This window comes from Alteromonas hispanica (assembly GCF_010500915.1).
In the GTDB taxonomy this organism is placed as follows: Bacteria; Pseudomonadota; Gammaproteobacteria; order Enterobacterales; family Alteromonadaceae; genus Alteromonas; species Alteromonas hispanica.
In genome coordinates, this window is record NZ_JAAAWP010000005.1 from 78509 (window position 1) to 102172 (window position 23664).

Below are 23664 nucleotides of genomic sequence, written 5' to 3' on the forward strand. Positions count from 1 at the left end.
TGTCCTCTACTCGATACCAAACATGAGGGCGGTTAGCACGAAATCCAGCCCTAGTACTGCTAATGATGAATAGACCACTGTTTCAGTAGTCGCTTTGCTGATCCCTTCCGATGTAGGAACAGAATCGTAACCTTTAAATATAGCTATCCAGGTAACAACCAAGGCAAACACGACGCTTTTTATTACGCCATTTAACACGTCTTGGTTCCAATCTACTGTCGACTGCATGATCGACCAGTAGCTTCCTGAATCAACGCCAAGCCAATCAACGCCAACTAAATGCCCACCTAGGATACCAATAGCGCTGAAAATAATAGCCAACATCGGCATTGCCAGCATGCCAGCCCAAAAACGAGGAGCCACAATACGGCGCAGCGGATCCACTGCCATCATCTCAAGACTACTTAGTTGCTCTGTCGCCTTCATCAACCCAATTTCTGCCGTTAATGCAGAACCTGCGCGACCTGCAAACAATAGTGCAGTAACAACAGGACCCAACTCTCGAAGTAAGGATAGCGCTACCATGGGCCCTAAGCTTCCTTCGGCGCCGTAGTCGACCAAGATGGTGTAGCCTTGCAGCGCCATTACCATGCCGATGAATAAACCAGACACCATGATAATAAGAAGAGACTGAACACCGACCACATAAAGTTGATGAATAATAAGCGGCACATTTTTCAGCCGTGGCACCGCTACTAATGCACCGAATAACATCAGAGTGGCTCGACCAATGGCCGCCACCTTAGTAATGGTTTTAGCACCTATAGACTGTAAGAATTTCATTTTCCCTCTCCCAAGAAACTCTTTTTCAGCTCTGGTGCAGGGTAGTGAAAAGGAACAGGTCCGTCTGCTTTACCATTTAAGAACTGTTGTACAAGCTCAGAATCGCTATCTTTAATTTGCTGTGCGGTCCCCTTACCTATCACACGCTTATCGGCCAGTATGTATATATAGTCTGCAATTGTGAGCACTTCTTTTACATCATGGGTAACAACAATGCTGGTAAGGTCCAGCGCATCGTTTAGCTCGCGAATTAACTTCACCAACACCCCCATTGATATGGGATCTTGGCCCGCAAATGGCTCGTCGTACATAATAAGATCTGGGTCAAGGGCAATTGCTCTTGCCAATGCAGCGCGTCGCGCCATGCCGCCAGAAAGCTCGCTAGGCATCAAGTCTGCAGCGCCTCTTAGTCCTACTGCCTGTAGCTTTAAAGCGACAATAGTTGCGATGATATCATCCGATAAATCAGTATGTTCTTTAAGCGGGAACGCCACATTGTCAAACACCGTCATATCGGTAAACAATGCGCCACTTTGAAATAACATGCTCATTCGACGACGGGCTTTATAAAGCGCTTTTCTAGACATTGACACAATAGATTCTTTATCAAAAAGAATATCGCCCTCGTCTGGTATCAACTGCCCGCCAATAAGGCGAAGCAGGGTTGTTTTCCCTATCCCGCTTGGCCCCATGACGGCAGTAATTTTTCCTCTAGGCACGTTGAGGGTAATGCCGTCATAAATGACGCGTTCCCCTCTGCTAAAGGTCAGATTATCTATTTCAACTAAATGTTCCATAGTGTATTTTTGTCGACCCTCGACTGGGCGCTGCCGCTTTAAACTCGGAGTAAAGTGTCTTGGAAAGCAACGCAACTTTGTTATTGTGGAATTAAAGGCAATACAAATTCCATGCCTTTGAACACACACTGACCTTCGTAAAGTCAGTAAGTTTAAAATTTTCAGTATTGTACGCTTTTTCCTACCCTGCGCCAAAGTCAAAAAGTTACAACTTATGTTCGATGAAGACGAATGATCCATAACGTAAGCTGAATATCATTAACGCAGGCTGAACATGTCTCTTTTTCATACAATCTCGTTCGAAAAGGCAAAATAAAAGCCTAGCGCCATAGGCAAATGGCACCGTTTTTGCGACAATCTTGTGAAATAGACTTTTAATTACAGGTTGTTGTGCTTCTAAACATTGTTATTTTCATCATCGGGCTCATCGTTTTAAGTTGGAGTGCGGACCGATTTGTCTACGGTGCATCCGCGCTGGCGAAAAATATTGGCATTTCACCCATGATGATAGGATTGACTATTGTTGCCATGGGGTCTTCTGCACCTGAAATTGTGGTGTCTGCCATTGCCTCGATTAACGGTAATATGAATACGGCAGTCGGAAATGCCCTAGGTTCAAATATAACCAATGTCGCACTGGTACTTGGAATAACCGCTCTAGTAAAACCACTTCTTGTTTCATCCACAACATTAAAGCGGGAACTGCCAGCATTGGTCGTGATCTCGTTAATTGCCATTGCCTTTATGTTCGACGGCGAACTCAAATCTTATGAAGGCGTTATTTTACTTGGCCTTTTCGTTTTCGTGTTAGCGATGATGGCGTGGCTTTCGCTGCAGGTAGACAAAGAAGATCCACTCATTGCTGAGACGGCAGATGAAATTCCTAAAGGGGTATCAAACACCGCTGCCCTTGTGTGGATTGGTTTGGGCTTGGTGCTTTTACCGTTAAGTGCCCACTTCTTGGTTGACTCTGCTGTAGAGATTGCCCGTTATATGGGATTGTCTGATTTAGTCATCGGACTCACTATTATTGCATTTGGTACCAGCCTTCCCGAGCTTGCGGCAAGTATTGCCGGCGTACTTAAAGGTGAAGATGATCTAGCGCTAGGTAACATCATTGGCTCGAATATATTTAATCTACTCGCCGTACTTGGAATGCCAGGGCTTATTGCACCCGGCTTATTAGACCCAGATGTGTACAATAGAGATATGTATGTGATGCTAGGGCTAACCTTGCTACTGTTTTTATTCAGCTTCGACCTCATCGGCAAACGTAAAATATCTCGCACTAACGGTGCAATTCTTTTAGCCTGTTTTGTGGGCTATCAATTTTGGCTGTTTGGATAATGACAAATAAACAACACCATTACATTGCTTCGGCAAAACGAGTTATCGATATTGAGGCTCGTGCAATTACCGATTTAGCACAACGACTAGACGACAGTTTTATCGATGCTTGTAACATGCTTTATAACTGCTTGGGTAAAGTTGTCGTTTGCGGCATGGGCAAGTCGGGGCATGTTGGAAACAAAATAGCTGCAACCCTAGCAAGTACTGGTACTCCAGCGTTTTTTATGCACCCTGGCGAAGCTAATCACGGTGACTTGGGCATGTTAAGCAAAAACGACGTGCTTTTAGCTATTTCTAATTCTGGTGAAACCAGCGAGTTAATAAATCTGCTGCCCGTGGTAAAACGGCTGGGTGTTAACGTGATAGCAATGACCAACAGTGAATCAAGCACACTAGGTCAACATGCTAACGTGGTGTTAAATATAAGCGTGGAACAAGAAGCCTGCTCCCTCGGTCTGGCCCCCACAAGCAGTACAACCGCTACGCTGGTAATGGGCGACGCCCTAGCTGTAGCACTGTTGGACAAAAAGGGTTTTACCTCTGATGATTTTGCGTTGTCACATCCGGGAGGCTCGTTAGGTAGAAAACTCTTGCTAAAAGTAAGCGACATTATGCTTACGGGTGATGACATACCAATTACCAGTGACGAAGCGACAGTGGCGCAGGCACTACTTGAAATATCCCGCAAAGGGCTCGGTATGACCGGTATTGTCGATGAGTTTGGCAAGCTAACCGGCGTTTTTACCGACGGAGATTTAAGACGAATTCTAGATGCCCGGGTCGATTTACATGACGCTAAAGTCAGTGACGTGATGACAATAGGCGGAAAAACCACAACACCAAACCAACTGGCTGTTGAAGCACTGAACGTAATGGAAAGCTTTAAAATTAGTGCGCTAATGGTGCTTGACGATGAGCACACTCCGGTTGGCGCGTTTAATATGCACATGTTGCTAAAAGCGGGAGTTTTATAAATGGAAACCACGCCAACCCAAACGCTTTACACTATCATGCCATCGGTGTTATTCGATGCATTGTCAAACATCAAACTGCTGGTGTGTGACGTAGATGGGGTGTTTTCTGATGGCCGTATTTACCTAGGCAACGACGGTGAAGAATTAAAAGCATTCCACACCCGAGATGGCTATGGAGTTAAAGCGCTTGTTAGCCACGGCATTAATGTTGCCGTTATTACCGGCAGGCGCTCAGCCATCGTCGAAAACAGAATGAAAGCATTAAATGTAGCTCATATTATTCAAGGTGAAGAGAACAAGTTTGATGCATTGAAACATCTAATGAACAAGCTTGAGCTAGCGCCCGAAAATATCGCTGTTGTTGGTGATGATATGCCCGACACTGGTATGTACGAACTTGCCGAAGTGAAAATAGCGGTGGCAGATGCCCATCCCTATGTCAAAAATCAAGCTAACTGGATCACTACTTTGCCCGGCGGATTTGGCGCGGTCCGAGAAATATCTGACACACTATTACAAGCTAGAGGAATTGAAAACGGTATTTTTGGGGCCAGCGTATGAACGCATTCGGCTTTAACCGCCTTGGGTTGAGTATTTCTGCGCTTTTTATTCTCGCCATGCTGATGTATATCCCAACATGGATGGAAGAAGAACCTGCGCTAACCAGCTCAGAAGGACTCGATGCCCTCAAGCCAGCTTATAAAGCAAAAAACTTAACCACCACCTTGTATAACAGTGAAGGTCAGCTGAATCACAAAGTGTTTGCTTCATCAATGGAGCATTATGACCAGTTGGGCTTTGTCTCTTTTGAGCAACCCAGCTATACATTGTACAGCAGCGATGCAGATTCGCCTTGGGTGGTTACTGCATTAGAAGGAACACTTTACAATAACGAGCTTATCCAGCTAGAAAATAAGGTCAACATTGAGAACCAAAGCCAGGATGACTTTGTCAAAACAATCACCACCGAATATATTCAAATTAATTTAGACAGTAAACAAATGACGTCAGACCAACCTGTAGAAATACGTGGCATGCAGTACGTTATTCAAAGCAATGGATTTAACGCAAACCTGCGTACACAAAAATATGAGCTTATTGACCATGTACATACAACGTATTCTCCTAGCAACTAGCGCTATATTTGTCTTATGCGCCGGCCCAGTGCTTGCCAACGAAAAGGACTTTAGCCTTCCTATCGAGATTGGCTCGAACTCTCAGTTTATAGATGGGAAAAATAAAACTGCTTTGTACAAAGACAATGTACTTATTACCCAAGGCTCTTTAGTTATTGAAGCTGACGAAGTGGAAGTTATTGCCTCTGGAGGCAGTGGCCGTGAGATTTTTGTCGCGCGAGGTAAACCTGCTAGCTACTCGCAAAAACTAGAAGATGGAAATCCAGTATCGGCACAAGCTAACGAGATTCGTTACGAGGTTGCAAAGCGCACTATTTCACTGAGCGGCAACGCTGAATTACGGCAAGATAGCAGCCAAGTAAAGGGCGATAACATTACCTTTGACATGATAACTGAACAGTTATTAGCAACTGGCGGCAATCAAGAAGATGGTAAAGGTCGCGTTACCACGGTATTTACGCCAGAGTCTATTAGAAAAGTCAAAAAAGACGATTCGAATAGTGATGATGGCAGTGATAATGACACAGACAAAAGCAAAGACGGTAAAGGCAAGCAACAGTAATGGCTACTCTTAGTGCAAAAAACCTTGCTAAGGCATACAAATCCCGCCAAGTTGTGATTGATGTTAGTCTGTCAGTCTCTACAGGGCAGATTGTTGGGCTGTTAGGCCCAAATGGCGCGGGAAAAACGACAACGTTTTATATGATTGTCGGTCTGGTGCCGTCAGACAAAGGGCAGATATTAATAGACGATAAAGAATTAACGCATCAGCCCATGCACGAACGCGCTCGCGGTGGAATTGGTTATTTACCTCAAGAAGCGTCTATATTTAGAAAACTGACTGTGCATGAAAATATCATGGCTATTTTGCAAACCCGAAAGGATTTGAACTCTCAGCAACAGGAAGAAGAAGCTGACGCACTACTTGATGAATTCAATATCAACCATATACGTAATAGTGTGGGTATGAGCCTTTCCGGTGGAGAACGTCGCAGAGTAGAAATAGCAAGAGCACTTGCGGCTAAACCCGAATTTATTTTGCTCGACGAGCCCTTTGCTGGTGTTGATCCAATATCAGTTAATGATATAAAGAAGATTATACAGCACCTTCGCGACAGAGGAATAGGCATTCTCATCACCGACCACAATGTGAGAGAAACATTGGATGTCTGTGAAAAAGCGTACATTGTGAGTCATGGCGAACTTATTGCGCAAGGAACCGCGGAACAGGTTTTAAGTAATCAAAAAGTAAGGGATGTATACCTAGGCGAACAATTCAGGCTATAGTAATTGTATGTAACCTAATTGTCATTTTTCTCAAGCGCTCTGGTACATTCACTTAAGAGCATAAATATAAGACGTAGATGAAACCATCTTTACAGTTAAAATTTAGTCAACAACTAACAATGACTCCACAGCTGCAGCAAGCTATCAAGCTGCTTCAGCTGTCTACACTCGACCTTCAGCAAGAGATTCAGGAGGCGTTAGACTCAAACCCTCTTTTAGAAATTGAAGAAGGTAACGACGAGCCTCAAGCTGAAAAAAACAACATCGACAACGATGATAGCGCTAGCGAAGCCACTGCTTCTGCGTCTAGCGACACTATCGAGTCTGGTGATGCCCTAGAAAAAAACGATCTTCCTGATGAATTGCCCATCGATAGCACATGGGACGAATATTATTCTGCCTCCTCTGCACCTGCTCCCGGTCCATCAAACAACGATGATGACCAAATTTTTCAGGGTGAAACCACAGAAGATATTCAAGCCCATTTATTATGGCAAATGCGCCTCACTCCTTTTTCTGACACTGACAGAGCGATTGCCATTGCTATTATTGACTCCATTGATGAGTCGGGTTACCTCACGGCAACGTTAGACGAAATATTAGAAGCCGTTAATTTTGAAGATATTGAAACCGAAAATGTTGAAGAAGAGATAGAGTTAGACGAAGTGGAGTGCGTGCTAAAACGCATTCAAATGTTCGACCCCATTGGCTCTGGCTCGCGCACTCCACAGGAGTGTCTGATGGTTCAACTTCGTCAGTTTGCCGACGATACCCCTTGGTTGGAAGAGGCAAAAAGACTGATAGAGGACTATTCGGATTTGCTTAGCAGCAAAGACTACAGAACCTTAATGCGTAAGAGTCGTTTGAAAGAAGACGAGCTTCGCGAGGCAATGCGTTTGCTTCAAACCTTGAATCCTCGCCCAGGTAGTGCTTTAGTTACTAAAGAGCCTGAGTATGTTATCCCCGATGTATCGGTAGCAAAGAAAAACGGTCGCTGGACTGTAGAACTGAATCCAGACAGCTTACCTAAACTGGGTGTAAACCAGCAGTATGCAGCGATGAGTAGAAAAGCGAAAAATAGTAGCGATTCACAGTTCATACGCTCTCATATGCAAGAAGCCAAATGGTTTATAAAAAGCTTAGAGTCGAGAAACGATACATTAATGAAAGTGGCTAACTGTATTGTTCAGCAACAAATGGGATTTTTTGAGCACGGCCCCGAAATGATGAAACCAATGGTTCTCAATGATGTCGCAGAAATGGTAGACATGCATGAATCGACGATTTCACGGGTTACTACTCAAAAATACATGCATACTCCACGAGGAATTTACGAGTTAAAATATTTTTTCTCCAGCCACGTGGCAACGGAATCAGGCGGCGAGTGTTCATCTACCGCTATCCGTGCGTTAATTAAGAAACTGGTTGCAGCAGAAACGCCTAGCAAACCATTAAGCGATAGCAAGATTGCTTTATTGTTGGCAGAGCAAGGCATAAAAGTCGCTCGGCGGACAATAGCAAAATACCGGGAGTCTTTATCGATACCCCCGTCTAACCAACGCAAAAGCCTTATTTAAAGGCGCTATATTAAAAGGAAGACGAAATATGCAAATCAACCTAACTGGTCATCATGTCGAAATCACCGACTCTTTGCGTAATTATGTCGATACGAAGTTCAGCAAACTTGAGCGTCACTTTGATCACATTTCTAATGTCCATGTCATCCTCAACGTAGAAAAAATAAATCAAAAAGCCGAAGCCACTATGCACCTTAGCGGTGCTGAAGTGTTTGCATCCTCAGAAAATACCGATATGTATGCAGCGATTGACAGCATGGTGGATAAACTCGACCGGCAGGTAATCAAGCATAAGGAAAAACTGAAAAAACATTAATAGATAATTAAGCATGGACATTAAAGCCATCGTAAGCCTGGACCGCACCGAGTGTGCGGTTCAGTGCAATAGTAAGAAACGAATCTTAGAAATTATTTCTGATATAGCAGCGCAGGGTAATGAGAATATAGATCAAGTCACTGTGCTAAACAGTTTACTGGCTCGGGAGCGAGTAGGCAGTACAGGAATAGGCAACGGCATTGCGCTTCCACACGGCCGCTTGGCAGGATTAGAGCAAGTAATGGCGATTGTTGTAACTTGTATACCTGCAATCAACTTCGATGCTATTGATGAAAAGCCTGTCGACATATTTTTTGCGTTACTGGTACCTGAAGAACAAACTCAAGGCCATTTGCAAACGCTGGCTACTGTTGCAGGTAAACTTAATGATAAAGATACGGTGAAAGCCATACGCAGAGCCAAAACGAACGAAGATATTATCTCTGCTCTTGGCGTATAAATTGACGCAGCACGGAGAAGCATCGCGCTCTTTGTTGCTGCTCTTTTCTGGAATATGCGCTTAATTGAAAAATCGTTTTTGAATTAGTTTTTGGCACATAAAAAAATTTTAGGGAGAATTATCGGTGAAGCTGATTGTTATCAGTGGTCGTTCTGGCTCAGGGAAGTCAGTTGCGCTTAGGGCCCTAGAAGATTTGGGTTATTACTGCGTAGATAATATTCCCGTAAACTTGCTACCTACCCTTACCCACACGGTAGTAGACGAATATGATCAGGTAGCCGTAAGCATAGATGTGCGAAACCTGCCTAAAAACCCTAACGATTTGGTAGAAATTTTAGACTACCTGCCCTCTTCCTGGTCTATGACCATCGTTTATATTGATGCCAGTGACGATGTGCTGGTGAAGCGTTTTAGCGAAACCCGTCGACTGCACCCTCTCGCTAAACTCAACAAGTCACTGTCGGAAGCTATAAAGGCAGAATCTAACTTACTTGCACCAATTGTTGAGCGCGCAGATCTGTATTTAGACACTGATAAATTAACGATTCACCAGCTTGCTGAAATTATTCGCGAGCGTATTTTAGGGAAGAAGAGCTCCCGTCTCGTTCTGGTATTCGAGTCTTTTGGATTTAAACACGGTATTCCTAAAGATGCCGACTATGTGTTTGATGCTCGTTTCCTTCCCAATCCTCATTGGGAGCCAGATCTTCGGCACCTAACCGGTGTCGATGCTCCGGTAGAGGTATTCCTTGGCTCACAACCCGTTGTAACCAAGTTTGTATGGCAAATACAAAATTTAATTACCACTTGGCTTCCTCACCTGGAAAGAAACAACCGAAGCTATGTCACGGTGGCTATAGGCTGCACCGGCGGTCAGCACCGTTCGGTTTATATTGCTCAAACGTTGTCAAAAACATTCAGCGAAATTCATCCCGACGTGCAAATACGTCATAGAGAATTAAATTAACAACCTGCGCATTAAGTAGAGAGCTAGACAAACTGTGACTATCGAAAAAACGCTAACAATCGTCAATAAACTTGGTCTGCATGCAAGAGCAGCAACTCAATTGGTACAGTTAGCAAATCAATTTGACGCAAAAATCATTCTCGAAAAAGGTGACAAACAAGCCGATGCTAGCAGCGTACTTGGCCTTATGATGCTAGAAAGCCATCAGGGTGAGCAGGTAAACGTGATTGTTGAGGGCAATGACGCTGAAGCCGCTCTGGCGGCCATTGAAAAGCTCATAGAGGGTCGATTTAACGAAGACGAATAACTCTTTCCTAATTTATGCTTTTCTTGGTTAAATTTTCACAGCTGCTGGTGTTATCGCCAAGCGCGTAAAAACGTAATTCAAATCAACGTATTTGTCATGACACCAACAGGGTAAGTACGCTATTCTATTAATACGCAACATAGTCTCTGTGTAGCCACCAAATTAGGTTTTCTTCGGGCATCTAGTAAGTTAGGAATTGCTCTTCATGGCAGAAGCTCTCGTTTCTAAATATGTACAAACTCAGCTGAGAACGCTTAACAACGCATTAAGCAACGGTCAGTTCGTGTCTGTAAGAAAGCTATTATTAGAGCTTCCCCCTTCCGATGTTGCCCATATTCTCGAGTCTAGCCCTAGTCGCACCCGCGACGAGCTTTGGGAGTTAATCGATAGCGATTTTCACGGCGACATAATAGAAGAACTCTCCGATGACGTGCGTAATGGCATAATCACAAAAATGCTGCCGGCCAATGTGGTTGATGCGCTTGAGGAAATGGACACCGATGATTTAGCAGAGACGCTCAGTAGCTTACCTGAAACCGTTTTGCTCGATATTCTTGACTCGATGGACGCTCAAGACCGATTGCGAGCCGAGCAAGCGTTGTCTTACGGTGAAGAGACCGCCGGGTTCATTATGAACACCGACACCATTACGTTGCGCCCAGATGTCACCATTGACGTTGTACTCAGGTACATTCGCCTGAAAGGGGAGCTTCCAGAAAATACCGATACCTTTTACGTGGTTAATCGAACCGATAATCTGGTGGGTATTGTCCCGGTTACTCGGCTATTAACCGCCGATACCAGCGACAAAGTATCGGACGTCATGGATGAGGAATCAGAAGCTATTCCAGTCAACATGCCAGATGATGAAGTAGCGAGTTTATTCGAACGCTACAATTGGCTTTCAGCCCCCGTTGTCGACGAAAAAAATCGTCTCGTGGGACGTATAACCATTGATGACGTTGTTGATATTATTCGTGAAGACGCAGAGCACTCTATGATGAGCATGGCCGGTCTTGACGACGACGAAGATACCTTTGCCCCTGTTATGCAAAGTACAAAAAGACGTTCGGTGTGGTTAGCGGTAAATTTAGCCACAGCACTTTTGGCTGCCATGGTGAGCGACCTCTTCGAAGCGACACTAAGCGCCTTAGCAGTTTTAGCCATACTCAATACCATCGTGCCCAGTATGGGGGGCGTGGCAGGAAACCAAACCTTAACGCTAGTTATACGCGGTATGGCCCTTGGCCATGTGAACGCCAGTAACTCTCGCTGGTTAATAAGCAAAGAAATCGCCATTGGTGTGCTCAACGGCGTTATTTGGGCCGTGCTGATAGCTTCAGTAATTGCTCTGTGGAAACAAGATTACATGCTTGGGGTTATTATTGCGTTTGCTATGCTCGTTAACATGATAGCCGCCGCACTCGCTGGTGCTACTTTACCATTGGTAATGAAGCGCTTGAAGATAGACCCCGCTCTCGCCGGAAGCGTCATTTTAACAACCATTACAGATGTCGTGGGTATCTTTGCATTCTTAGGCACCGCAACCCTGTTTTTAATCTAGCCGCCCTATTTAAACGCCAATCGCCTCCCCCGTCTGTTTCGCATGGAGATATTTATGAAGGAAACATTATTCGCTGTTTGCTTGCTCTTTACACAGTCGCTTATGGCTACCGATGTTAATTACACGTCAATACCTATTCATATCGATGGCGTCTCTGAGAGCGCCTGGAATAATGCAACTTGGCATCCTATGCCCTATTTAATGGATGGAAGTCTTCCCTCTTCAGAGGCAGATTTTAACGGGCGCTATCGTTTATTATGGGATGAGAACTTTCTGTATTTGCAGGCAAATATTAGTGATGATGTGCTCGTTGATACCCACCCTAACCCAACAGTGAAATATTGGGACGACGATGCTCTTGAAGTGTTCATAGACAGCGACGCTTCAGGTGGTAATCATCAGTTTAACCACACTGCCTTTGCATACCATATTGGTCTAGATAACCAAGCGGCCGATTATGGGCCTGACAAACAGGCTCATCTTTACACCGAACACTTAATTAGTCGATGGCAGCGATCTGCGCAAGAGCCGTTTGACATTACCTGGGAAGTAGCGATAAAGCTCTATCCAAATAGCTATCAAGAAAACGGTGAAAATGTCCCTCTTACTCTGAGCGAAAAACAAGTTATTGGGTTTATGTTGGCCTACTGCGACAACGATGGTAGTGAAGTGCGCGAGCACTTTATGGGTTCACATGAAATACAACCTGTAAAAGGTGATAAAAATCGCGGATATATTGATGCTGATGTATTTGGTGAAATTAAACTGCTGCCCAAAAGGTAACTTTTTATTTCCGCCAGTTTGTAGCCCTCTTTTTTCGCTCAGTATTTTGCTTGGTATTTAGCGCAGTGCTTAGCGCAGTGCTTAGCGCAGTATCTAGCGACACAAAAAAACCGCTGTATTGAAAATGCAGCGGTTTTTTGAATATTTAAACCTAATCTTTTAGTAAGGATTACTTAATAACTTTAAGCGTAGGCTTACCTTTCTTTGGCGGTACAGGTGCATCACTAGCACCTACATCGTCAGCGTCGCTTAATGATGTTGGCCCTGTTTGCTCAACTTCGGTAGATTCAGACTCAGGCGCGTCTGAACGCGCTATGTCTTCCTCTGTAGCGAACACTGTACCTGCGCCATTTTCACGTGCGTATATGGCTATGACAGCCTCACAAGGCATGCTTAAACGACGAGGTTGCCCACCAAAACGTGCCTGAAACGATAAACCGTTTACATCGAGGTTAAAACCTACGCATGCACTCGGCGAAACATTCAGAACAATTTGTCCATCTTTGACAAACTCTTGCGGTACCTCAACTAACTCGTTAGTTGCGTCTACCACAACGTAGGGTGTCATATCGTTATCTACTATCCATTCATAAAAAGCCCTAAGCAGATAGGGCTGGTTCGACGTCATAGATGTCATAATGGATTGTGGATCTCACGCTCTTGATCAGTCAGTGATGCTTTGAACGAGCTACGAGAGAAGATACGGTTCATGTATGTGTTGATTTCTTTACTTCCTGCGCCATTTAGCTCAATGCCAAGAGCAGGTAAACGCCACAATAGTGGTGCTAGATAGCAGTCTACAAGGCTAAACTCTTCGCTCATGAAGTAAGGCATTTCAGCAAAAACCGGTGCCAAAGAAAGTATAGCTTCGCGAAGTTCATTGCGAGAAGCTTCCACGTCACCTTCACCTCGGAAAACCCGTGCTGCAAGTGAATACCAGTCTTGCTCTATACGGTGCATCATCAATCGGCTTGTACCGCGTGAAACTGGGTAAACAGGCATCAATGGTGGATGCGGAAAGCGCTCATCAAGGTATTCCATGATGATGTGAGACTTGTAAAGTACGAGTTCACGATCAACAAGAGTTGGTACCGTACCGTATGGGTTTAACTCCAACAGATCTTCAGACAAGTTACTAGGATCTGTGTAGCTGATCTCAACACCCACACCTTTTTCTGCCAACACAATACGAACCTGGTGGCTATAAATATCAATTGTGTCAGAGAACAACGTCATAATAGAACGTTTATTCGCGGCTACGGCCATTCAATTTCCTCCGTCGAGAAACAAGTTAAAGCTCACTGTTAACATGAGCGAATTACAAATGCCAAAAAAGGGGGCGAGATGCCCCCTTTTGGTATTATACATAAAACTGTGCGATTAGTGCACTTCTCGCCAGTATTCTTTCTTAAGTAAGTACACAAATACAAACAATACGGCAATGAAGATTAATACCAACTTACCAATTTTGTGTGACTCAAGTTTAGATGGCTCACCGGTGTACTCTAAGAAGTTCACGATATCGGCAACTGCTTGGTCATATTCATCAGGAGACATTGAACCTGTGCCGTCTGACTTAATACCTACATAGCGTTTTACCATTTCACCATCAACCATCTGCTCCTCGTAGGTACGCGTTGGCGTACCTTGAAGAGGCTGCAGCACATGCGGCATACCCACTTCAGGGAACACGGTGTTGTTCACACCGAATGGACGACTTTCGTCAACATAAAAAGAGCGCAAGTACGTGTAAATCCAGTCTTCACCACGAACACGTGCTACAAGAGTAAGATCGGGCGGAGCCGCACCGAACCATTGGGCTGATGCATCTTCAGGCATAGCGCGAGTCATATAGTCTGAAACTTTATCACCCGTGAACTGCAGATACTCTTCGCCAAGCTCATCAGGAATACCTAAATCGTTAAACGAACGCTGATAGCGTTGATATTTCATTGAGTGACAGCCTGAACAAAAGTTCATGAACAACTGTGCACCGCGCTGCAACGACGCCTTATCTGACAAATCAATCGGCGCTTCGTCTAGGTGCACATTCCCACCTGCTGCTAACGCAACACCAGGTAGGAAAAATGCTAAAAAGCACATCATCTTTTTCATTTAGGAATCCTCTCTGGCACAGGTTTGGTATTTTCGTTTTTGCTGTACAAGAACAATGCAATGAAGAAACCAAAGTACATAACGGTTGCTACTTGAGATGCAATAATTTTCCAGTTCTCTTGTGGTGTACCACCTAGGTAGCCCAAGAAGATGAACACAATTGCAAATACAATCAGGTTCACTTTGTGAAGGCCACAGCGATAGCGCCATGATTTAACGCGACCTCTGTCTACCCAAGGCATTGCGAATAATGCTGCAATAGCACCAAACATGGCAAGTACACCGAATAGCTTGTCTGGAACAGCTTTCAGAATTGCGTAGAACGGAGTGAAGTACCAAACAGGGAAAATATGCTCAGGTGTCTTCAGCGGGTTAGCAATTTCAAAGTTTGGATGCTCCAAGAACTTACCACCCATTTCTGGTGCAAAGAATAAAACGTATGTAAACAATGCGAGGAACACACAGAACGCCACAAGGTCTTTGAGAACAATGTGCGGGAAGAACGGCAATACGTCGTCAGCAATATCATACTTGCTTGTGTAGTACTCGTGAATTTCATACTTAGTCTTTTCAGACTCTGGCAACGAGCCCTTCTTGTGCTTAATTGCCACACCGTCAGGGTTGTTTGAACCCACTTCGTGAAGTGCAATGATATGAAGAAATACTAGAATTACGATAACTAATGGCAGTGCAATTACGTGTAGTGCGAAGAAACGGTTTAGCGTAGCACCAGAAATAACGTAGTCACCCTGTAGCCATATTACCAAGTCTGGACCTACTACCGGAATAGCACCAAACAGTGAAACGATAACCTGCGCACCCCAGTAAGACATCTGTCCCCATGGTAGCACGTAGCCCATGAAAGCCTCAGCCATAAGTGCTAGGTAGATAAACATACCGAACACCCATAAAAGCTCACGAGGCTTTTGATAAGAACCATAAATCATGCCGCGGAACATGTGCATATACACAACAATAAAGAACGCCGACGCGCCTGTACTGTGCATGTAACGAATGACCCAACCGTAATCAATTTCACGCATGATGTATTCAACAGAAGCGAAAGCGCCCTCTGCTGATGGTACAAAATTCATGGTTAGCCAAATACCAGTAATTATTTGGTTTACCAAAACAATTGTTGCTAAAAACCCGAACACATACCAAAAATTCATGTTCTTTGGCGCTGGGTATTGAATAGCGTGCATATTTGCAACGCGTCCCACTGGGAGACGGTCTTCAATCCAACCTAGAAAAGCATTCATATCATTAAGCCTCCGCTTCTGAACCAATGATGATATTTGTATCATCAACGAACTGATAAGGCGGCACTACTAGGTTTAATGGTGCCGGTACGTTTTGAAATACACGTCCTGCCATATCAAACTTAGAACCGTGGCACGGGCAGAAGAAGCCTTCAGGTACACCTTCAACGTACTCTGCAAACGCACCATCTTTTAGATGCTGTGGAGAGCATCCAAGGTGAGTACAAATACCTACTAATATTAGGTACTCTTCTTTCAACGAGCGGAAGCGGTTTTGCGCAAACGCTGGCTGCTGCTCTGCTTCTGAGTTTGGATCCTTAAGCTGATCTTCGTGCCCACCTAGCGCCTCTAATAGCTCAGGGGTACGGCGTACAATCCATACAGGCTTGCTTCGCCACATAACACGTACTAACTGTCCAGGCTCAATCCCGCTGATATCAACTTCAACGTCAGCACCAGCAGCTTTCGCTTTGGCACTTGGATTCCAGGACGCAATAAAAGGCACTGCAGCACCAACGACACCTACACCACCAACAACCGACGTGGCAACGGTCAAAAACCGACGACGAGTGTTGTTTTCAGGCTGATTTTCGTTTTGTGCAGACTTTGTTGCATCTACAGATACATTGCTCATCCACATTTCTCCAGGTTTGGATAATTATGATGCCATCTTACAGGCTTATACTGGTTTTATCTCGCCTGTATTACCGCATCATATGGCTTGTCGTGATAGCGAAAGCACAGTTTTTAGCAACTGATTGGCGAAACCACGAAAGTTATTAAATTTTTCGACTGCAAATGATAAAAGAAAAGCCCTTATAAACACAAGGTTTTACTGGAATTTAGACATAAATTTAATTCTCCGTTTTCTTAAGTAAGACGTCTCATAGTCGCCTAAAATCAGAGCCTTGGTTACCTTTGAGGTTGAAAACAGAATGAAATTAAACCTTTTTTATCTTGGGCAGTGTTTAAAGCACTTTTTGTCGGGCAATAAAAAACCCGGCATAGCCGGGCTTTTGCAATACAAAAAACGTCGATTAACGTTTTGAGAATTGTGGACGCTTACGCGCTTTGTGTAGACCCACTTTCTTACGTTCAACCTGACGAGCGTCACGTGTAACGAATCCAGCTTTACGAAGTGCTGGACGTAGCGCTTCATCATACTCCATAAGAGCACGAGTGATGCCGTGGCGAATTGCGCCAGCTTGACCATTTGAACCACCACCTTTAACAGTGACGTATAGGTCGAACTTTTCTAGCATTTCTACAAGTTCTAGTGGTTGACGAACAACCATACACTCTGTTTCGCGACCAAAGTACTCGTCAAGAGCACGTTTGTTTACCTGAATGCTACCTGTGCCTGGACGCAGGAAAACACGAGCGGTAGAACTTTTGCGGCGGCCGGTGCCGTAGTATTGAGTATCTGCCATGTCGATTTCCCCTTAGATGTCCAAAACTTGTGGTTGCTGTGCTGCATGATTGTGCTCTGCACCAGCGTAAACTTTCATTTTGCGGAACATTGCACGGCCTAGAGGACCTTTTGGCAGCATTCCTTTAACTGCTTTTTCGATAACCATTTCTGGTTTGAAAGCTAGCAGTTTTTCAAAGTTCGTTTCTTTTAGACCACCTGGATAGCCGCTGTGCGCATAGTACATTTTGTTCAATGCTTTACGGCCAGTAACCGTAATTTTGTCAGCATTAACAACAATAATGTAGTCACCAGTGTCCACGTGAGGCGTGTACTCTGGCTTGTGCTTGCCGCGAAGGCGCAATGCGATTTCTGAAGCCAAACGGCCTAGAGTTTTGTCTGTGGCGTCTACCACGTACCAGTCACGTTGTACCGTTTCTGGCTTTGCAACAAAAGTTTTCATTTAAATATCACCCGAATAATATCGTCGTTACTGATTTCTGAACACCAGAAATCACCATAAAATCAACTCGTAGACCCCTTCGAGTCTGCTGATTCTTCCACCTTCCCAAAGGTGGGCGTAACTGGGCAGGGCGCGAATTATACAGATTTTATAGCAAATGCGAACCCCCTACCGTGAAAAAATGCACAGTTTTTCTGCATCAAACCATGACTTTTGCAAAAACATAAGATAATGTTTATCTGCTCTAAATTTATACAACCCAAACTTAGTTGCCAGTACCCAAATAAAACAAATAAAAAAATAATAATGAATATCGCCATCAAAGCATTTTTACTACTAAGCATCGCTGCAAGCACTGCTTTAACTAACGCGGCTATCGCATCTTCGTCGCCTGATAATACAGTAGTTCTAACCCGCGCGTTCGCTGATGATACTTACGGGGAATACCAAATAACGGTATTAAAAAGAGCACTTGACGTAACTCCTGAATACGGAGATACCACACTAAAATTGCATCCACAGCCCATGTCGCAGAGCAGGCAAATGCGCACTCTACTCAATGGCAAAGCGGATGTTATGTGGAGCGTTACAAGCCAGTCGCGAGAAGAAAAACTCATACCTGTGCGTTTACCACTTCTGAGAGGCTATTCTGGGCATCGCGTTTTTGTGGTCAACCCTGCTAAGCAAACCGAGTTTCAGCGCGCAGCCTCCCTTGATGAGCTTAAACAAAAACAATTTGTTCAAGGTGCAGACTGGCCTGATTTTACAATACTTGAAGCCAACGGATTTGGCGTGATAGGCGAAACTTGGAGCACATGGTTTACATCTATGTACTTGCTAGTAGAACGTGATGTTGTTGACGGATTCCCGCGTAACGTCATTGAAATTCACGATGGTATACGCCGGCTAAACAGCAAAAAACTCACCATTGAGGGCCGTCATCTACTTTCTTACCCTAACTATGAGTATTTTTTTGTCCGTGGAGACAGACAAGCCTTAGCGGACAGGATACGTCTTGGGCTTATCAGATTAATTAAGTCTGGCGAACTAGCACAAATATTCAATAGCATTGAGACACACCAGTTAGCCAACGAGATCGTTAACGATACCAATAGGCTTGTGCACAAGTTAAATAATCCTCTTATTTCTTATCAGCTCAATTATGCCGACTGGATTAATACACCCGAGCTTGCCGTAAAAGCAATGGAAAAAGAGATGGGCTATATGTCTCTAGCAATAGATAGCAGTGATTAGTATATATAACCGTTTTTCAGTTCCAAAACACCCCTGTTGCTTTCATGATACCTAAAACAAAAAAGGGAACGCTCATGCCAAAAATACCACGCTCTTCAACTCAAGATTACTCCGCAGCCATGAGCGAGCAGCGACGAGATTTTATTGAAACGCAAACCAAAGCGTCACTTTCTAACGTGGGTCACTTCTCAATTTCGCCAGAATCACTTGCTGGAAACATAGAAAACTTCACTGGCGTAGCCCAAGTTCCTATTGGATTCGCCGGTCCTATGTTAGTGAACGGAGAGACGGCAGAGGGTGAATTTTATGTTCCTATGGCCACTACAGAAGGTACATTGGTGGCTAGTTACAGCAGAGGTATGCGCTTAACGCGAGAAGCTGGAGGAATTACAACAACTGTTATTGATGACGCTATGCAGCGCGCTCCTATGTTTGCATTTGCAGACGCAAGAGAAGCATTAGCATTTGGAAAGTGGGTTATTCAGCACTTTGATACCATCAAGCAGGCTAGCGAAGAAACGACGAAAGTTGGCCAGTTAAGGGATATCGAGCAGCATGCGGTTTCGAAACTACGCTGGCTTCGCTTTAATTTTACCTGTGGCGATGCGGCAGGTCAGAACATGGTTAGCAGGGCAACTAAAGCGGGCTGCGATTGGATATTGGAGAACTACCCCGGCAAGGTAGAACACTTTGTATTAGCAGCCAATATGGACACAGATAAAAAACACTCTCATTTAAATTCTTTGCATACCCGAGGGAAACGAGTAGTTGCTGAAATTACATTACCTAAGCAATTAATGACAGACATTATGCACTGTCCACCGGAAGCACTTTTTAAACAACGCCAGTACTCAAACATGGGCGCGTTTATGGCAGGTAGTGTTAATAACGGCGCTCACTTTGCCAATGGCATTACCGCAATGTTCATTGCCTGCGGCCAGGATGTGGCCAATGTTGCAGAGTCTTCTGCTGGCTTTACCTATGCAGAAATTTTGCCTAATGGTGATTACTATTTCTCAGTCACCATTCCTTCTCTTATCGTTGCTACCTACGGCGGGGGAACTGGTTTAGCTACTCAGCACGAATGCCTAGAAGTGTTAGGTTGTACAGGGAAAGGGAAAGTGAACAAATTTGCGGAGATAGTTGCGGCGACGGTGTTATGTGGAGAGCTTTCACTTGGATCAGCAGTTGTTGCTGACGAATGGGTTTCTAGCCATGAAAAGTTGGGCAGAAACCGATAAATACTGAATCTCAGGCCTGACTATATGGTGGCAGTGCTTAGGCTTGCAGTGCTTAAGTTAGGCTCTGAGCACTAAACTTTGATTGAATCTGGCCGGGTTATAACAAAATAGGCGCCTATCCCCATAAATAAAGCTACACCTCCATGGGCATAAATAGGCGCATTCACAAAAACACAGAAAGCGATAAAACTAAGTAGCATGCTGCAACAGGCAATGCACTTAGTGCGTTTTGATATGGCCCCATTTTTTTGCCATGCGCTTAATGTAGCACCGTACTTTGGATGATTTAGCAGCCACTGCTCAAGTTTTGGCGATGAGCGTGTAAAGCAGTAAAGCGCGCCTATAAGAAACACAGTAGTGGGCATTACGGGAAGAAAAGCACCAATAATGCCTAGTAGCGTAAAAAATACGCCCAGCGCAGTAAAAACTGGCCTACTTATTTTATCTACGATGCTAATGCTCACTAACACCCCTTAAAACAGTACAAATTAGCAATTGATACAGCACTAAAAGACAATCTGCACTGCAATAAATAGCAGGACCTGAGAGATAAGCTCTAGACTGGCTTTAACTGTTGTTATTTATTAGCGTAGCACGAGATTTAAAATACAGGTATGTAATTAACTTTTTTCTCTCGTCTTTGCTTTACACCACAGCGCTTCTAGCTCGGCTAATGATAGTTCTTCGAGAGATTGATGCTTATCTAAGGCTAATGCTTCAACTGCACTAAAGCGGTTAGCAAACTTTTGGCTTGCTTTTCGCAAAGCAGTGTCTGCATCAACATTGCAGTGCCTCGCTAAATTCACCATTGCAAAAAGTGCGTCGCCAATTTCTTCTTCTATGGCAGCTTTGCTGCGCGTTTCAGCTTCTAGCTCTTGGCGTATTTCACCCACTTCTTCTTCAACCTTGTCTAACACAGGAAGTGCATTAGGCCAGTCAAAACCTACTCTGGCGCACTTTTTCTGCAGCTTTTGCGCGTACATGAGTGCGGGCAAACCTGTTGGCACATCGCCAAGAAGCCCTGATGCATTATTTGCTCTTTTCTCTGCTTTTTCTTGCGCTTTAATTGCATCCCACTGAAGCGCTAGTGCCTCCTGAGAAAGCGCCGAGGCACTTGTCTTTGAGAATACGTGAGGATGCCGGCGAACCAGCTTGTCACTTATGGCGTTAGCCACATCGTTGAAATCAAATTCGCCTTCTTCCTGAGCAATATGAGCATAAAATACAATTTGAAATAGAAGGTCGCCAAGTTCATCACGAATATCGTCGCTATTGCCTTTAGCAATGGCATCGACAACTTCGTAGGCCTCTTCAATGGTAAAGCGGGTTAACGATTGCATTGTTTGCTCTTGATCCCAAGGGCAACCATTTTCCTTATCGCGCAATGATTCCATGATAGAGAGCAAGCGATTTAAGCCAGACAAACTAGTTTTGTTTTCTTCTGGCATCTGTTACTCCTTTAAGCTGGCGTAAGCGCGTAATCACTTTTGAAAGCGTGTCTAAATCTATCACTTCTATTGATATTGTAATTAACGCAGTTTGCCTATTCTTATCGCTCAAACTATTTACGCCCAGTAGCGGGACATTTTCGTTAGCCAGAACCGTTGTAATGTCTCTCAGTAGCCCTGTTCTATCGTGACAGTAAATATCAATACCCGCCTCAAAGCCTACTTTTAACTCTTGCGACCAGTTAACTTCTATTTGACGCTCGGGGTGTTGTATCAACAAATGCTGCAGCTGGTCACAACTTTCTTTGTGCACACTTACGCCACGACCTTGCGTTATGTAACCCATAATAGGCTCACCAGGCACCGGCTTGCAGCAATTTGCCAACTGACTCATTAAGTGGCCAACGCCCTGCACCACAACCGCATCTTTCTTGCCTGTGCCTGCGGCGGTTTTACGGGTTTTAACCTTAGGACTTATTTCTGGCTCAGGCTGAATAGGCTCTTGTAAATGGTGTATAAAATTAACCACCTGCATAACACGAACGTCGCCACCACCTACCGCTGTATACAAGTCGTCTTTAGTTTGCAGGTTAAATTTCTCACAGGCTTCGCTGGGTATTTTTAAAGGCAAGTGCGCCCTGTGAAGCTCTCGCTCTAATAACTCTTTTCCGGCGGCGAGGTTCTTTTCCCTATCCTGCTTTTTAAAATACGAGTGAATGGTGGCTCTAGCGCGAGTAGAATGAACGTATCCCAAGCCTGGGTGCATCCAATCTCGACTAGGGTTGAGTTCTTTGCCTGTTAGCACTTCTACTTGATCGCCACTTTGAAGCAAGTAGGTAAAGGGGACGATCCTGCCATTTATTTTTGCACCATTGCAGCGATGACCTACATTACTGTGAATGTAATAGGCAAAATCGAGAGGAGTTGACCCCTGTGGCAAATCGATCACATCGCCCTTCGGCGTAAATACATACACCCTATCGTCGAAGACTTGGCTTCGCAGCTCCTCAACTAAGTCACCAGATTCAGCCACCTCTTCTTGCCACGCCAGAATGCGGCGTAACCAGTTTATTCTTTCATCGTAACCTGACTGTTTACCTGCGCTGCCCTCTTTGTATTTCCAGTGGGCAGCCACACCTAGCTCTGCATCTTGATGCATTTGCTGCGTACGAATTTGAATTTCTATGGCCTTTCCTTCTGGCCCTAACACCACCGTATGTATAGATTGATAGCCATTGGGTTTTGGTGTTGCTATGTAATCATCGAATTCATTGGGTAAGTGCTTGTAATTAGCGTGAACAGTGCCTAACGCGGCGTAGCAGTCTTGTAGCCTCTCAGCAATAATTCGAACCGCTCGAATATCAAACAACTGCTCAAAAGTAAGCCGCTTTTTCTGCATTTTTTTCCAAATGCTGAAAATATGTTTTGGTCGGCCATATACCTCAGCGCGAATGTTCTCGTTATTCAGTATTTGCTGTAAGTCGCCCACAATAGCATCGATATAGTCGGCCCGCTCTTTGCGCTTGCCATCTAACTGCTTTGCTATTTGCTTGTAAGTTACCGGGTGAAGATAACGGAAAGCGAGGTCTTCAAGCTCCCATTTTAACTGTCCTATACCCAAACGATTAGCCAATGGCGCATAAATGCTGGAACACTCTCTGGCAACCATTACCCGAGTTTCTTCATCGGCCAGCTTTGCTTGCTGCAGTGCGCATATTCGCTCGGCCATTTTAATTACCACAGCTCGCACGTCTTCAACCATAGCCAGCAACATTCTACGAATGCTGTCTGTATGTTGCTCATCACTGGCGTCTGGATGCTCTTTGCTACTTATTTTGCGTGCATGAAGCGACTTTATCGCATCCATTCTGCGAACGCCGATAATGAGATCTTTTATCTCTGCACCAAACTCATCGCAAATATCGTCTTCATTTAATGCGTGCTGTTCGCAATAAGGAAACACCAGTGCAGCTTGAAGAGTGACGTCGTCCATATTGAGCTGGCAGAGTATTTCTACCATCTCTTGGCCCACCAGCAAGCGCTCTGGCATGGCAGAGACCGCGCTTAATTTTTCTTTGGTATGCTCTTGAATCGCTAAGCTATCCAGCCATACTTCAAAGGGAGGCCTTTTTGCCTCATGTACCTTTCTTGTTGATACCATGTCCGTAACCC

The 23664-nt window shown here is 44.5% G+C and carries 27 protein-coding genes; 15 read left to right on the plus strand and 12 right to left on the minus strand.

Going from position 1 to position 23664, the window contains the following annotated elements:
* Window positions 1–6: 6 nt before the first annotated feature.
* Together mlaE and mlaF are read right to left on the minus strand one after the other, a co-directional pair.
* Window positions 7–783, minus strand: coding sequence for a lipid asymmetry maintenance ABC transporter permease subunit MlaE (gene mlaE, locus GTW09_RS09565; RefSeq protein ID WP_071978734.1), 777 nt, complete (start codon window positions 781–783; stop codon window positions 7–9).
* A complete protein-coding gene (gene mlaF / locus GTW09_RS09570; RefSeq protein WP_163111709.1) occupies window positions 780–1580 on the minus strand; it encodes a phospholipid ABC transporter ATP-binding protein MlaF in 801 nt (266 codons plus the stop codon). The genes mlaE and mlaF overlap by 4 nt, the downstream gene beginning before the upstream one ends.
* A gap of 390 nt (window positions 1581–1970) precedes the next feature.
* On the opposite strand from mlaF, the gene GTW09_RS09575 reads away from it, so the two are divergent.
* The 13 genes from GTW09_RS09575 to GTW09_RS09635 all read left to right on the plus strand — a co-directional run bounded on the left by GTW09_RS09575 (window position 1971) and on the right by GTW09_RS09635 (window position 12301).
* On the plus strand, window positions 1971–2927 hold the full coding sequence (locus tag GTW09_RS09575) for a calcium/sodium antiporter (RefSeq protein WP_163111710.1): 957 nt from the start codon (window positions 1971–1973) through the stop codon (window positions 2925–2927).
* Window positions 2927–3904, plus strand: coding sequence for a KpsF/GutQ family sugar-phosphate isomerase (locus GTW09_RS09580; protein WP_163111711.1), 978 nt, complete (start codon window positions 2927–2929; stop codon window positions 3902–3904). Before GTW09_RS09575 ends, GTW09_RS09580 begins: the two co-directional genes overlap by 1 nt.
* On the plus strand, window positions 3905–4465 hold the full coding sequence (gene kdsC, locus GTW09_RS09585) for a 3-deoxy-manno-octulosonate-8-phosphatase KdsC (protein ID WP_163111712.1): 561 nt from the start codon (window positions 3905–3907) through the stop codon (window positions 4463–4465).
* Window positions 4462–5040 (plus strand): LPS export ABC transporter periplasmic protein LptC, encoded by a 579-nt coding sequence (lptC, locus tag GTW09_RS09590; RefSeq protein WP_163111713.1) that lies wholly within the window; start codon window positions 4462–4464, stop codon window positions 5038–5040. Before kdsC ends, lptC begins: the two co-directional genes overlap by 4 nt.
* On the plus strand, window positions 5009–5602 hold the full coding sequence (gene lptA, locus GTW09_RS09595; RefSeq protein WP_071978728.1) for a lipopolysaccharide transport periplasmic protein LptA: 594 nt from the start codon (window positions 5009–5011) through the stop codon (window positions 5600–5602). Before lptC ends, lptA begins: the two co-directional genes overlap by 32 nt.
* Window positions 5602–6327 (plus strand): LPS export ABC transporter ATP-binding protein, encoded by a 726-nt coding sequence (gene lptB, locus GTW09_RS09600; protein ID WP_071978727.1) that lies wholly within the window; start codon window positions 5602–5604, stop codon window positions 6325–6327. Before lptA ends, lptB begins: the two co-directional genes overlap by 1 nt.
* Before the next feature lie 77 nt (window positions 6328–6404).
* A complete protein-coding gene (locus GTW09_RS09605) occupies window positions 6405–7904 on the plus strand; it encodes an RNA polymerase factor sigma-54 (protein ID WP_100970957.1) in 1500 nt (499 codons plus the stop codon).
* A gap of 28 nt (window positions 7905–7932) precedes the next feature.
* Window positions 7933–8220: a ribosome hibernation promoting factor gene (hpf, locus tag GTW09_RS09610; protein ID WP_032096336.1), complete on the plus strand. Its 288-nt coding sequence runs from the start codon at window positions 7933–7935 to the stop codon at window positions 8218–8220.
* A 13-nt stretch (window positions 8221–8233) separates the two neighbouring features.
* On the plus strand, window positions 8234–8680 hold the full coding sequence (locus tag GTW09_RS09615; protein ID WP_071978725.1) for a PTS sugar transporter subunit IIA: 447 nt from the start codon (window positions 8234–8236) through the stop codon (window positions 8678–8680).
* Between the two features lie 124 nt (window positions 8681–8804).
* A complete protein-coding gene (gene rapZ, locus GTW09_RS09620) occupies window positions 8805–9647 on the plus strand; it encodes an RNase adapter RapZ (RefSeq protein ID WP_100970955.1) in 843 nt (280 codons plus the stop codon).
* Between the two features lie 34 nt (window positions 9648–9681).
* Window positions 9682–9954 carry an HPr family phosphocarrier protein gene (locus tag GTW09_RS09625; RefSeq protein ID WP_071978723.1) on the plus strand — a complete coding sequence of 91 codons (273 nt, stop codon included), beginning with the start codon at window positions 9682–9684 and terminating at the stop codon, window positions 9952–9954.
* 205 nt (window positions 9955–10159) lie between these two features.
* Window positions 10160–11518 carry a magnesium transporter gene (gene mgtE, locus GTW09_RS09630; protein ID WP_071978722.1) on the plus strand — a complete coding sequence of 453 codons (1359 nt, stop codon included), beginning with the start codon at window positions 10160–10162 and terminating at the stop codon, window positions 11516–11518.
* 54 nt (window positions 11519–11572) lie between these two features.
* On the plus strand, window positions 11573–12301 hold the full coding sequence (locus tag GTW09_RS09635) for a CBM9 family sugar-binding protein (RefSeq protein WP_163111714.1): 729 nt from the start codon (window positions 11573–11575) through the stop codon (window positions 12299–12301).
* A 169-nt stretch (window positions 12302–12470) separates the two neighbouring features.
* Here the strand turns inward: GTW09_RS09635 and GTW09_RS09640 are convergent, their stop codons facing one another.
* From GTW09_RS09640 to rplM, 7 genes are all read right to left on the minus strand, one after another.
* Window positions 12471–12938, minus strand: a complete 468-nt coding sequence (locus tag GTW09_RS09640; protein ID WP_083595192.1) for a ClpXP protease specificity-enhancing factor — start codon at window positions 12936–12938, stop codon at window positions 12471–12473.
* Window positions 12935–13567, minus strand: a complete 633-nt coding sequence (gene sspA, locus GTW09_RS09645) for a stringent starvation protein SspA (protein WP_071978719.1) — start codon at window positions 13565–13567, stop codon at window positions 12935–12937. The genes GTW09_RS09640 and sspA overlap by 4 nt, the downstream gene beginning before the upstream one ends.
* 114 nt (window positions 13568–13681) lie before the next feature.
* A complete protein-coding gene (locus tag GTW09_RS09650; RefSeq protein WP_163111715.1) occupies window positions 13682–14416 on the minus strand; it encodes a cytochrome c1 in 735 nt (244 codons plus the stop codon).
* Complete coding sequence (locus GTW09_RS09655; RefSeq protein ID WP_100970952.1) at window positions 14413–15678, minus strand: cytochrome b; 1266 nt, start codon at window positions 15676–15678, stop codon at window positions 14413–14415. Before GTW09_RS09655 ends, GTW09_RS09650 begins: the two co-directional genes overlap by 4 nt.
* A gap of 4 nt (window positions 15679–15682) precedes the next feature.
* Window positions 15683–16312 carry a ubiquinol-cytochrome c reductase iron-sulfur subunit gene (petA, locus tag GTW09_RS09660; protein ID WP_163111716.1) on the minus strand — a complete coding sequence of 210 codons (630 nt, stop codon included), beginning with the start codon at window positions 16310–16312 and terminating at the stop codon, window positions 15683–15685.
* A 403-nt stretch (window positions 16313–16715) separates the two neighbouring features.
* Window positions 16716–17108, minus strand: coding sequence for a 30S ribosomal protein S9 (gene rpsI, locus GTW09_RS09665; RefSeq protein ID WP_071978691.1), 393 nt, complete (start codon window positions 17106–17108; stop codon window positions 16716–16718).
* Window positions 17109–17120: 12 nt separating this feature from the next.
* Window positions 17121–17549: a 50S ribosomal protein L13 gene (rplM, locus tag GTW09_RS09670; RefSeq protein WP_071978690.1), complete on the minus strand. Its 429-nt coding sequence runs from the start codon at window positions 17547–17549 to the stop codon at window positions 17121–17123.
* A 306-nt stretch (window positions 17550–17855) separates the two neighbouring features.
* Between rplM and GTW09_RS09675 the strand changes: the two genes are divergently transcribed.
* Complete coding sequence (locus GTW09_RS09675) at window positions 17856–18803, plus strand: type 2 periplasmic-binding domain-containing protein (RefSeq protein WP_163111717.1); 948 nt, start codon at window positions 17856–17858, stop codon at window positions 18801–18803.
* Window positions 18804–18877: 74 nt separating this feature from the next.
* Window positions 18878–20044: a hydroxymethylglutaryl-CoA reductase gene (locus GTW09_RS09680; protein ID WP_071978689.1), complete on the plus strand. Its 1167-nt coding sequence runs from the start codon at window positions 18878–18880 to the stop codon at window positions 20042–20044.
* A gap of 71 nt (window positions 20045–20115) precedes the next feature.
* On the opposite strand, the gene GTW09_RS09685 is transcribed toward GTW09_RS09680, so the two are convergent.
* The 3 genes from GTW09_RS09685 to relA form a co-directional block, all read right to left on the minus strand.
* Complete coding sequence (locus GTW09_RS09685) at window positions 20116–20508, minus strand: YbaN family protein (protein ID WP_338024941.1); 393 nt, start codon at window positions 20506–20508, stop codon at window positions 20116–20118.
* Window positions 20509–20664: 156 nt separating this feature from the next.
* A complete protein-coding gene (gene mazG, locus GTW09_RS09690) occupies window positions 20665–21492 on the minus strand; it encodes a nucleoside triphosphate pyrophosphohydrolase (RefSeq protein ID WP_163111718.1) in 828 nt (275 codons plus the stop codon).
* Complete coding sequence (relA, locus tag GTW09_RS09695) at window positions 21470–23653, minus strand: GTP diphosphokinase (RefSeq protein ID WP_163111719.1); 2184 nt, start codon at window positions 23651–23653, stop codon at window positions 21470–21472. Before relA ends, mazG begins: the two co-directional genes overlap by 23 nt.
* Window positions 23654–23664 lie beyond the last annotated feature (11 nt).

Bases quoted from the DNA above. Each gene is read 5' to 3' on its own strand.
- GTW09_RS09580 (WP_163111711.1), top strand. From the start codon at position 2,927: ATGACAAATAAACAACACCATTACATTGCTTCGGCAAAACGAGTTATC.
- mgtE (WP_071978722.1), top strand. From the start codon at position 10,160: ATGGCAGAAGCTCTCGTTTCTAAATATGTACAAACTCAGCTGAGAACG.
- lptB (WP_071978727.1), top strand. From the start codon at position 5,602: ATGGCTACTCTTAGTGCAAAAAACCTTGCTAAGGCATACAAATCCCGC.
- GTW09_RS09650 (WP_163111715.1), bottom strand. From the start codon at position 14,416: ATGAAAAAGATGATGTGCTTTTTAGCATTTTTCCTACCTGGTGTTGCG.
- GTW09_RS09640 (WP_083595192.1), bottom strand. From the start codon at position 12,938: ATGACATCTATGACGTCGAACCAGCCCTATCTGCTTAGGGCTTTTTAT.
- GTW09_RS09635 (WP_163111714.1), top strand. From the start codon at position 11,573: ATGAAGGAAACATTATTCGCTGTTTGCTTGCTCTTTACACAGTCGCTT.
- GTW09_RS09680 (WP_071978689.1), top strand. From the start codon at position 18,878: ATGCCAAAAATACCACGCTCTTCAACTCAAGATTACTCCGCAGCCATG.
- sspA (WP_071978719.1), bottom strand. From the start codon at position 13,567: ATGGCCGTAGCCGCGAATAAACGTTCTATTATGACGTTGTTCTCTGAC.
- mlaF (WP_163111709.1), bottom strand. From the start codon at position 1,580: ATGGAACATTTAGTTGAAATAGATAATCTGACCTTTAGCAGAGGGGAA.
- lptC (WP_163111713.1), top strand. From the start codon at position 4,462: ATGAACGCATTCGGCTTTAACCGCCTTGGGTTGAGTATTTCTGCGCTT.
- rpsI (WP_071978691.1), bottom strand. From the start codon at position 17,108: ATGGCAGATACTCAATACTACGGCACCGGCCGCCGCAAAAGTTCTACC.
- lptA (WP_071978728.1), top strand. From the start codon at position 5,009: ATGTACATACAACGTATTCTCCTAGCAACTAGCGCTATATTTGTCTTA.
- GTW09_RS09675 (WP_163111717.1), top strand. From the start codon at position 17,856: ATGAATATCGCCATCAAAGCATTTTTACTACTAAGCATCGCTGCAAGC.
- relA (WP_163111719.1), bottom strand. From the start codon at position 23,653: ATGGTATCAACAAGAAAGGTACATGAGGCAAAAAGGCCTCCCTTTGAA.
- mlaE (WP_071978734.1), bottom strand. From the start codon at position 783: ATGAAATTCTTACAGTCTATAGGTGCTAAAACCATTACTAAGGTGGCG.
- kdsC (WP_163111712.1), top strand. From the start codon at position 3,905: ATGGAAACCACGCCAACCCAAACGCTTTACACTATCATGCCATCGGTG.
- GTW09_RS09615 (WP_071978725.1), top strand. From the start codon at position 8,234: ATGGACATTAAAGCCATCGTAAGCCTGGACCGCACCGAGTGTGCGGTT.
- petA (WP_163111716.1), bottom strand. From the start codon at position 16,312: ATGAGCAATGTATCTGTAGATGCAACAAAGTCTGCACAAAACGAAAAT.
- GTW09_RS09605 (WP_100970957.1), top strand. From the start codon at position 6,405: ATGAAACCATCTTTACAGTTAAAATTTAGTCAACAACTAACAATGACT.
- hpf (WP_032096336.1), top strand. From the start codon at position 7,933: ATGCAAATCAACCTAACTGGTCATCATGTCGAAATCACCGACTCTTTG.
- GTW09_RS09655 (WP_100970952.1), bottom strand. From the start codon at position 15,678: ATGAATGCTTTTCTAGGTTGGATTGAAGACCGTCTCCCAGTGGGACGC.
- mazG (WP_163111718.1), bottom strand. From the start codon at position 21,492: ATGCCAGAAGAAAACAAAACTAGTTTGTCTGGCTTAAATCGCTTGCTC.
- rplM (WP_071978690.1), bottom strand. From the start codon at position 17,549: ATGAAAACTTTTGTTGCAAAGCCAGAAACGGTACAACGTGACTGGTAC.